The 10079-nt window shown below is 69.4% G+C and carries 4 protein-coding genes; 3 read left to right on the forward strand and 1 reads right to left on the reverse strand.

Translation table 11 applies throughout. From position 1 onward, the window contains the following. Positions 1-208: 208 nt before the first annotated feature. Complete coding sequence (locus tag ACZ63F_RS10430) at positions 209-2278, reverse strand: carbohydrate-binding module family 20 domain-containing protein (protein WP_469710061.1); 2070 nt, start codon at positions 2276-2278, stop codon at positions 209-211. 189 nt (positions 2279-2467) lie between these two features. Here ACZ63F_RS10430 and pulA point away from each other — a divergent pair, with 189 nt between their 5' ends. The 3 genes from pulA to ACZ63F_RS10445 all read left to right on the forward strand — a co-directional run bounded on the left by pulA (position 2468) and on the right by ACZ63F_RS10445 (position 9936). Next, on the forward strand, positions 2468-7840 hold the full coding sequence (pulA, locus tag ACZ63F_RS10435) for a pullulanase-type alpha-1,6-glucosidase (protein ID WP_469710062.1): 5373 nt from the start codon (positions 2468-2470) through the stop codon (positions 7838-7840). A 73-nt stretch (positions 7841-7913) separates the two neighbouring features. After that, complete coding sequence (locus ACZ63F_RS10440; RefSeq protein ID WP_469710063.1) at positions 7914-9536, forward strand: SpoIIE family protein phosphatase; 1623 nt, start codon at positions 7914-7916, stop codon at positions 9534-9536. Positions 9537-9570: 34 nt separating this feature from the next. Next, on the forward strand, positions 9571-9936 hold the full coding sequence (locus tag ACZ63F_RS10445; protein WP_469710064.1) for a 5-carboxymethyl-2-hydroxymuconate Delta-isomerase: 366 nt from the start codon (positions 9571-9573) through the stop codon (positions 9934-9936). Positions 9937-10079 lie beyond the last annotated feature (143 nt).

The raw sequence follows: 10079 nt of genomic DNA on the forward strand, positions 1-10079 counted from the left end.
AGGGGGGGGGGAGGGGTGGGGGGGGAAAGGTGGTGGGTTTTTGGGGGGGGGGTGAGGGGGACGGGCTCCAACGCGCGCGTGGCGGCCGGGACCCTGGTATCCGCCCCGCGCCGTCCTCGTGTGCAGTACACAAGGTCAGATGCGCGGTACTCCGGATTTGTTCACGAGAGGCGGCAGGAAATTTCCGTACCTGTCCGCCACCGCTCGACTACTTCCAGGTGTCACTCGTCGTGTAGCCGGACGAGGTGCCCGTCGTGTACGACCGGTTCGCACCCGACTCCCAGGTCACGTTCCCGGAGCTGTCCTTCTTGATGTACTTGTAGGTGAAGGCGGTGCTCTTCGGGACGATCACCAGCTTGCTCCACGTCGGGTACGACTCCGAGGACAGCGGGATCGCGTCGCCGGTGTTCCAGGAGCCCAGGGAGGCGACGGAGCCGACGACGTAGACGTTGGTGCCGTAGTCGGTGGTGGCGTACTCGTTGAAGGTGACGTCGGTGGCGTCGGCGTCGGCCACGTTCCAGGAGTTGTCGAGGTCGAGCGCCGACGTGGTGGTCGTCGCCGACCTGTTGGCGCTGGATTCCCAGGTGACGTTCCCGGACGCGTCCTTCTTCATGTATTTGTACGTGAAGGACGTGTTGACCGGGACGCTCACCTCGCCCGACCAGATCGGGTATCCGGAGGACGAGAGCTGGATCGCCTTCGAGGTGTCCCAGCCGCCGAGGGCCGAGATGGAGCCGACGACGTACACGTTCGTGCCGGAGGTGGTCGACGCGTACTCGTTGAAGGTGGCGTTCACCGTGTCGCCGGTGCTGCCGCCGCCGGTGCCGTCGCAGCCCACCGTGCAGGTGTAGGAGGAGTTGTAGAAGGCGACGGCGCCCTTCGCGGGGATCGTGATGCTCGCGTTGCCGCCGGAGACGGTGACCGTGCCGGCGCCGCCGTCGATGACGTTGGAGTACGTGCCGTCGGCCATGCCCGTCGCGAAGGTATAGGTGGCCGACGACGAGCCGTTGTTGACCGCGAAGAAGCCGGCGCCGCTGCGGCCGAAGCCGATGACGTTCGACGACATGGTCTGCCAGTTGGAGACGGCCGCGCTGCCGGCCGCGTTGTGCCAGGCGACCATGCCGACGACCGCGGTGTCGCGGTCGAGGCAGTTCCAGCCGCTGGAGCAGTCCGTGTCGGTGACGAAGCCCGCGGAGTTGGGCGGGGCCTGGTCGCTCTGGGTCCACTGCCAGCTGGAGTAGACGGTCGGCGTCGACCACTTGTAGGCGAGCTCGAAGAGGTTGGCGAGCTTGTAGCTGTCGCCGTCCTTGTAGCTCATGTCCAGGCCGTTGCGTTCGGTGTCGTGGTTGGTGACGAAGGACACCGAGTTCGCGGCGGGCAGGATGCCGGACGAGGACAGTGACGACAGGTCGCTGACATTGCCCTGGAAGGCCGACTTCATCTTGCTCGCGTACGTGAAGTCGAGGACGTCACCGGAGCCGTAGTAGTCGCTGGGCTGCGGGGTGGAGCCCGGGTAGACCTCGTCGAAGACGTACGGCGCCGCGCCGGACGTCGTGGTGTTCAGCTTGGCCACGATGGCCGCCAGGTCGGTGGCCGGGATGTGCTTGGCCGAGTCCACCCGGAAGCCGTCGACGCCCAGGGCGATCTGCTTGTTCAGGAAGGCCGCGAGACCGGAACGGACGTTGTCGGCGCCGGTCTTGAGGTCGGGCAGGCCCAGCAGTTCGCAGTTCTGGACCTGGGTGAGGTTGGAGTAGTCCTGGATGGTCAGGTCGGAGGTGGGGCAGTCGGCGGAGGTGTGGTAGTCGCCCGGGTTCCAGTCCGGGGTGTCGTACTTGTCGGTGATCGTGGTGCCGTCGTAGCCGGTGCCGGTCTGGGCGGCGGTGTGGTTGATGACCGCGTCGGTGTAGACCTTCACGCCGGCCGCGTGGCAGGCGGAGATCATCGACGCGAACTGCGTCGCCGTGCCGAAACGGCTGTTCAGGGTGTACGAGTAGGGCTGGTAGACGTCCCACCAGTAGTAGCTGGACTGCTTGAGGGACTCGGAGGGCGGGGCGACCTGCACCGCGCCGTACCCGGCCGGTCCGAGCACGTTCGTGCACTCGGACGCGATCGAGTTCCAGTTCCATTCCCAGAGGTTGGCGATCACGTCGCCCTTGGCGGTGGTGTCCGCCTGCGCGGCGGTGGCCGGCAGGGCGACGACGCCGGCGAGCGCCAGGGCGCCCGCGGCGATCGCGACGGCCGTGCGTCTGAAGACACCCGGGGGGTGGTGTCCGGTCATGTGCGGCTCCGAAACACGAGGGACAGGCTTCAACAACCCTGGAGCGTGGGCCAGTTGAGACATCGCGTCAATACGCCTCGTGAAAGTTCTTGCTGTGAGTTTCAAGCCTCTTGCTGTAAACCTTTCGTTAGCGATACGGTCGCGCGGGGTCGGACCCAAGAGAGCCGCTATCGCTAGGAGTTCATGCCGGTGATACATGTCAGACGGGTCGCGGCCGTCGCCGTCGCCGCCCTCGCCGCCGCGCTGGTGCAGCCTCTGGCCGCACACGCCGCCGCCCCGCCCGCGCCGCCTTCCGACGCGAGGCTCGCCGCCGAGCCCGCCCGGCACGACGACACCCGCGAGCAGTTCTACTTCGTCATGCCGGACCGCTTCGCCAACGGTGACAAGAGCAATGACAAGGGCGGCCTGACGGGCTCCCGGCTCTCCACCGGCTACGACCCCACCGACAAGGGCTTCTACCAGGGCGGCGACCTCAAGGGCCTGACCCAGCGGCTCGACTACATCAAGGGGCTCGGCACCACCGCCATCTGGATGGCGCCGATCTTCAAGAACAAGCCCGTGCAGGGAACCGGGAGCAACGCCTCGGCCGGCTACCACGGGTACTGGATCACCGACTTCACCCAGGTCGACCCGCACTTCGGCACCAACAAGGACCTTCAGACCCTCATCTCCAAGGCGCACGCCAAGGGCATGAAGGTCTTCTTCGACGTCATCACCAACCACACCGCCGACGTCGTCGACTACAAGGAGAAGTCGTACGACTACCTCTCCAAGGGCGCCTTCCCCTACCTGACCAAGGACGGGCGGCCCTTCGACGACGCCGACTACGCGGCCGGCGGCAAAAAGTTCCCTTCGGTGGACACCGCCTCCTTCCCGCGCACCCCGACCGTGGCGGGCGACAGCAAGGTGCCGTCGTGGCTCAACGACCCGACGATGTACCACAACCGGGGCGACTCGACGTTCGCCGGCGAGTCCGCGACCTACGGCGACTTCTCGGGACTCGACGACCTGTGGACCGAGCGGCCCGAGGTCGTCAGCGGCATGGAGAAGATCTACGAGCGGTGGGTGAAGGACTTCGCCATCGACGGCTTCCGGATCGACACCGTCAAGAACGTCAACATGGAGTTCTGGACGCAGTGGGCGACCGCGCTGGACACGTACGCGGCCCGGCACGGCCGTAAGAACTTCTTCATGTTCGGCGAGACGTATTCCTCGGACACGTCCGTCACCTCCCCGTACGTCACCCAGGGCCGCCTCGACGCGACTCTCGACTTCCCCTTCCAGGACGCGGCCCGCTCCTACGCCTCCCAGGGCGGCAGCGCGCAGAAGCTCGCGAGCGTCTTCGGCGACGACTACAAGTACACGACCGACAAGGCGAACGCCTACGAACAGGTCACCTTCCTCGGCAACCACGACATGGGCCGGATCGGGTACTTCCTGGAGCAGGACAACCCGAAGGCCACGGACGCGCAGCTGCTGGCCAAGGACCGGCTCGCCAACGAGGTGATGTTCCTCAGCCGCGGCAACCCGGTCGTCTACTACGGCGACGAGCAGGGCTTCACCGGCTCCGGCGGCGACAAGGACGCCCGGCAGACCATGTTCGCGTCGAAGGTCGCCGACTACCTGGACGACGACGAGATCGGCACCGACCGGACCGCCGCCAGCGACTCGTACGACACGAGTGCACCGCTCTACAAGCAGATCAGTGCTCTCGGCAAGCTCCGCAAGGACAATCCCGCCCTCGCCGACGGCGTCCAGACCGAGCGCTACGCGGCCGACGGCGCCGGCGTCTACGCGTTCACCCGGACGGACGCGAAGACCGGCCAGGAGTACGTCGTCGCCTTCAACAACGCCGACACGGCGAAGACGGCGACCTTCGCCACCGGTTCCGCCGGCATGCGCTACCGGGCCGCCTACGGCACCGACGGCACCCTCACCTCCGACGGCTCGGCGCAGCTGACCGTCACCGTCCCCGCCGAGTCCGCCGTCGTCTACAAGGCGGCCGGCCCCCTCGCCAGGCCCGCCACCGCACCGAAGCTCACCCTCCAGGCCCCGGCCGCCGGCGCCACCGGCACCGTCGACCTCACCGCGGACGTCACCGGCGGACAGCTCGACCGCGTCGTCTTCGCCGCCCAGGTCGGCAACGGCAAGTGGACCACCCTCGGCTCCGCCGACCACGCCCCCTACAAGGTCACCCAGACCCTCGCCAAGGACGTCCCGGCCGGCACCGCCCTGCGCTACAAGGCGGTCGTCGTCGACTCCGCCGGGCACACCGCCGGCGCGCTCGCCGAGAGCACCTCCGGCACCCCGCCCGCCGCCGAGACGCCCACCGCCTCCTCCCGCGACTACGCGGTCGTCCACTACCGGCGCACCGACGGCGACTACGACAACTGGGGCCTGTACGCCTGGGGCGACCTCGCCGACGGCGAGGCGACCACCTGGCCCGCCGGGCACCCCTTCACCGGCCGGGACGCGTACGGCGCCTTCGCCTACGTCAAGCTGAAGCCCGGCGCCACGAACGTCGGCTTCCTCGTCGTCGACAAGGACGGCGACAAGGACGTCTCCGCCGACCGCTCCATCGACGTCACCAAGACGGGCGAGGTGTGGATCGAGCAGGGGAAGGCGGACGTCCTCACGACGAGACCGGCCGACGCCTACCCCGCACAGGACACCAGCAAGGCCGTCATCCACTACCACCGTGCCGACGGGGACTACGACGGCTGGGGCCTGCACGTCTGGACGGGCGCGGCCAGTCCCACCGACTGGTCGAACCCCCTGAAGCCGGTGAAGACTGATGCCTATGGCGCGGTCTTCGAGGTACCGCTCACCGAGGGTGCCACCAGCCTCAGCTACATCATCCACAAGGGCGACGAGAAGGATCTCTCCGCCGACCAGTCACTCGACCTCAAGACCGACGGCTACGAGGTGTGGCTGTTGAACGGCCAGGAGAAGCACCTGCTCCCGCAGCCCGCCGGCAGCGCGGCCGCGCTCGACCTGTCCACCTCCAAGGCGGTCTGGATCGACCGGGACACGGTCGCCTGGGACGGCGTCGACGGCGCGGTCTCCACCCAGCTGGTGTACTCCCACGACGGTTCGATCGCCGTCAAGGACGGGACCCTGACCAGCGACGACGAGCGGTGGCTGCGGCTGACGAAGACCACCCTCACCGACGCGCAGAAGGCGAAGTTCCCGTACCTGAAGGACTACACGGCCTGGTCGGTCGACCCGCGCGACCGCGGCCGGGTGCGCGAGGCGCTCGGCGGGCAGCTCGTCGCCTCCCAGCGCGCCGCCAACGGCGCGGTGCTGGCCGCGACCGGCGTGCAGATCGCGGGCGTGCTGGACGACGTGTACGCCAAGGCGACGACGGCGGACCTCGGCCCGGTCTTCCACGACGGAAAGCCCACGCTCTCCGTCTGGGCGCCGACCGCGCAGTCCGTCGCCCTCGAACTCGACGGCTCGCCGAAGACGATGCACCGCGACCCCGCCACCGGCGTCTGGTCCGTCACCGGCCCCGCGTCCTGGAAGAACAAGCCCTACCGGTACGTCGTGAAGGTCTGGGCGCCCAGCGTCCGGAAGGTCGTCACCAACAAGGTCACCGACCCCTACTCGGTCGCCCTCACCGCGAACTCGGAACGCAGCCTCGTCGTCGACCTGAACGACAAGTCCCTGGCCCCCGGCGGCTGGTCGACGTACACCAAGCCCAAGGCCGTCCCGATGAAGGACGCCCAGATCCAGGAGCTGCACGTCCGGGACTTCTCGGTGGCCGACTCCACGGTCCCGGCCGCCGACCGGGGCACCTACCTCGCCTTCACCGACAAGAACAGCGACGGCTCCCAGCACCTCAAGGCCCTCGCCGAGTCCGGGACTTCCTACGTCCATCTGCTCCCGGTCTTCGACTTCGCCACCGTGCCCGAGAAGAAGGCCGACCAGGCGAGCCCCGGCTGCGACCTCGCCTCCTACCCGGCCGACTCGGAGCAGCAGCAGGCCTGCGTCTCCGCGGTGGCCGCGAAGGACGCCTACAACTGGGGCTACGACCCCTACCACTTCACGGTCCCCGAAGGCTCGTACGCCACCGACCCGGACGGCACCGCGCGTACCGTGCAGTTCCGGAAGATGGTCAAGTCCCTCAACGACGACGGGCTGCGGGTCGTCATGGACGTCGTCTACAACCACACCTCGGCCAGCGGCGAGGCGGACACCAGCGTCCTCGACCAGATCGTGCCCGGCTACTACCAGCGGCTGCTCGCCGACGGCAGCGTCGCCAACAGCACCTGCTGCGCCAACACCGCTCCCGAGAACGCCATGATGGGCAAGCTGGTGGTGGACTCGATCGTCACCTGGGCGAAGGAGTACAAGGTCGACGGGTTCCGCTTCGACCTGATGGGCCACCACCCGAAGGCCAACATCCTGGCCGTCCGCAAGGCGCTCGACGCGCTGACCCTGAAGAAGGACGGCGTCGACGGCAAGAAGATCATCCTGTACGGGGAGGGCTGGAACTTCGGCGAGGTCGCCAACGACGCCCGGTTCGTGCAGGCCACCCAGCAGAACATGGCCGGCACCGGCATCGCCACCTTCTCCGACCGGGCCCGGGACGCCGTACGCGGCGGCAGCCCCTTCGACGACGACCCCGGCATCCAGGGCTTCGCCTCCGGCCTCTACACCGACCCCAACTCCTCGACGGCCAACGGTACCGAGGCGGAGCAGAAGGCCCGCCTCCTGCACTACCAGGACCTGATCAAGGTCGGGCTGACCGGCAACCTCGCCAAGTACAGGTTCACCGACAGCGACGGCAAGGAGGTCACCGGCGCGGAGATCGACTACAACGGCTCGCCCGCCGGATACGCCGACGCGCCCGGCGACGCCCTCGCCTACGTCGACGCACACGACAACGAATCGCTGTTCGACGCGCTGACGTACAAACTGCCGGCCGGCACCTCCGCGTCCGACCGGGCCCGGATGCAGGTCCTGGCGATGGCCACGGCCGCCCTCTCGCAGGGGCCCTCGCTCTCCCAGGCCGGCACCGACCTGCTGCGCTCCAAGTCCCTGGACCGCAACTCCTTCGACAGCGGCGACTGGTTCAACGCCATCCACTGGAACTGCGCCGACGGCAACGGCTTCGGCCGCGGGCTGCCGACGGCCGCCGACAACCAGTCCAAGTGGTCCTACGCCAGGCCGCTGCTGACCTCGGTGAAGGTCGGGTGCCCGCAGATCGACGGGGCCTCGGCCGCCTACCGGGACCTGCTGAGGATCCGTACCACCGACAAGGCGTTCTCGCTCGGCACGGCCGCGCGGGTGCAGTCGAAGCTCTCCTTCCCGCTGTCGGGGAAGGACGAGACGCCCGGCGTGATCACCATGGAACTCGGTGACCTCGTCGTGGTGTTCAACGCGAGCCCCGAGCGGCAGGAGCAGCGGGTGGGCACCCTGGCCGGAACCGGTTACCGGTTGCACCCGGTGCAGGCCTCGGGCGCGGACTCCGTCGTCAAGTCGGCATCGTACGACCGGGAAACGGGTACGTTCGAGGTTCCGGGGCGTACGGTGGCGGTGTTCTCGCGGACCACGTGACCGAGGCCTTACGTTGGTGGGGCAGGCCCGAAACCGGGTACTGCCCCACCGGTGTTGTCCAGGGGCTGGGAGAATGGACGTCAACGGCAAGCTGACAGACACGACCGTGCTGGTCGTGGACGACGAGCCCGCGAGCCGGTACGCGCTGGGCACCGTCCTGCGCCGGGCCGGCCACCAGGTCGTCGCGGTCGCCGACGGCCGGCAGGCGCTCGCCGAACTCGACGTACGGCTGCGCAAGGGTGCCCTGCCCGACGTGGCCCTCGTCGACGTGAACCTGCCGGACATGAGCGGCTTCGAACTGTGTCGCCGGCTCAAGGAGCGGCCGCACATGGCCGCCCTGCCCGTCGTGCACTTCTCGGCCCTCCGGGTCCCCCCGGCGGACCGCTGCCCGGGCCTCGACACGGGGGCCGAGGCGTATCTGACGGTGCCCGCCGAGCCGGAGGAGATCGAGGCGGCGGTCCGGGCGGCGGTGCGCGCCGCCCGGCTCCGCGCCGACGACCAGGCGCTGGTACGGCGGCTGAAACTGCTGTCGGAGACGATCGTCACCATCCAGTCGGCCCGCTCGCTGCAGGAACTGGCCGACGCCGCCGCGGACGGCGCCGCCCGCCTCCTCGGCAGCCCCGCCGCCGTCTTCGTCCTCGACCAGGACGACGAGCTGTTCCGCGGCCTGTACCGGGAGCGCACCTCCCTCGCCCTGCCGGACGAGGGCGCCCACCGGGACGTGGCCGGCCTGCTGCGGCGGCTCACCCGCGGGCAGTCCGGGGTCCGGATCACCACCGTGCCGACGCCGCTGTGGCCCACCGGGTTCTTCCGGCCCGGGGTGGAGCACGACGCCCGGCTGACGCTGGTCCTCACCCAGGACGGCAAGGTGCCGGTCTGCGTGGCCACTCCCACCCGCGGGCAGCGCAGGGTCGACCCGGAGAACGAGGCGCTGCTGGCCCAGCTGGCCCAGGCCACCGCGCTCGCCGCCGAGCCGCTGCTCATGTACCAGGTGGAGCGGCACGTCGCGCTCACCCTCCAGCACAGCTTCCTGCCCCGCCCGCACCAGCTTCCCGAGCTGCCGGGCGTCGACATAGCGGTCCGGTACGAGCCCGCCTCCCAGGAGACCGAGATCGGCGGCGACTTCTACGCCGCGCTGCGGGTCGGCGACGGGGTGCTCACCGCGGTCGGGGACGTCGTGGGGCACTCGCTGGACGCGGCCACCGTCATGGTGGAACTGCGGCACGCGCTGCGCGCCTACTGCCTCACCGAGAGCGACCCGGCCGCCCTCGCCGACCGCCTCGACCGGCTGCTCCAGCACTACCACGCCGACGTCACGGCCACCGTCTGCCTGGCCCTGATCGACCCGGCGACCGGGCGGACCCGCGTCGCCAACGCCGGGCACATCCCGCCGCTGATACTGGGCGACGACGGCAGCGCGGAGTACGTGAAGGCGTCCGGTCCGCTGCTCGGGGTGGGCCTGCCGCATCCGCCCCCCACCGAGCTGGTCCTCGAACCCACCGACCGGCTCCTCATGGTCACCGACGGCCTCATCGAGACCCGCGGCACCGACCTCACGGTCTCCATGGAGCACCTCCGGGCCGCCGCCGGCGGCGCCCTGCCCGGCCTGGAGGCCCTGTGCGACACCCTGCTGGCCTGCTTCGGCCGGGACCGCGAGGACGACGTCGCACTCCTTGCGCTGAGCCTGGCGAACTAGGCTGGACTTCAGTAGCCGTAGAACAGGAGTGCAGATGCCGCAGATCACCGTCGACTACACCGCTGTGCTGACCGACGAGGACGTCTTCGACACGGACGGTTTCGTACGCGCGCTGCACGAGACGGTCGTCGAGATCGCCGCCGCCAAGCCGGAGGCCTGCAAGACCATGTTCCGGGACGGGTACTCCGCGTACGGGTACAACGCCATGGACCAGAGCGACGCCCTCGTGCACGTGACCGTCGCGCTTCTCGCCGGACGCACCGAGGAGACGAAGGCGAAGCTCACGGAGGCCGTGCTGGAACTGGTCCGCAGCCATGTGACGCCGACCGACGGGATCACCCTGCACGCCTCTGCGGAGGTACGGGACCTGGACCCTTCGTACCGGAAGTACGAGGGCTAGGTCTGCTGTTGCCGGTTTCCGGCTGCGGCGCCGCGGGGGCTGGTCGGGGGGGGGGGGGGGGGGGGCGGGGGGGGGGGGGGGGGGGGGGGGGGGGGGGGGGGGGGGGGGGGGGGAGGCAAAAAAAGAAAAACGCAACACAAAAA

The sequence above is a fragment of the Streptomyces sp. NPDC104761 genome, assembly GCF_055583445.1.

Bases quoted from the DNA above. Each gene is read 5' to 3' on its own strand.
- ACZ63F_RS10445 (WP_469710064.1), top strand. From the start codon at position 9,571: ATGCCGCAGATCACCGTCGACTACACCGCTGTGCTGACCGACGAGGAC.
- ACZ63F_RS10430 (WP_469710061.1), bottom strand. From the start codon at position 2,278: ATGACCGGACACCACCCCCCGGGTGTCTTCAGACGCACGGCCGTCGCG.
- ACZ63F_RS10440 (WP_469710063.1), top strand. From the start codon at position 7,914: ATGGACGTCAACGGCAAGCTGACAGACACGACCGTGCTGGTCGTGGAC.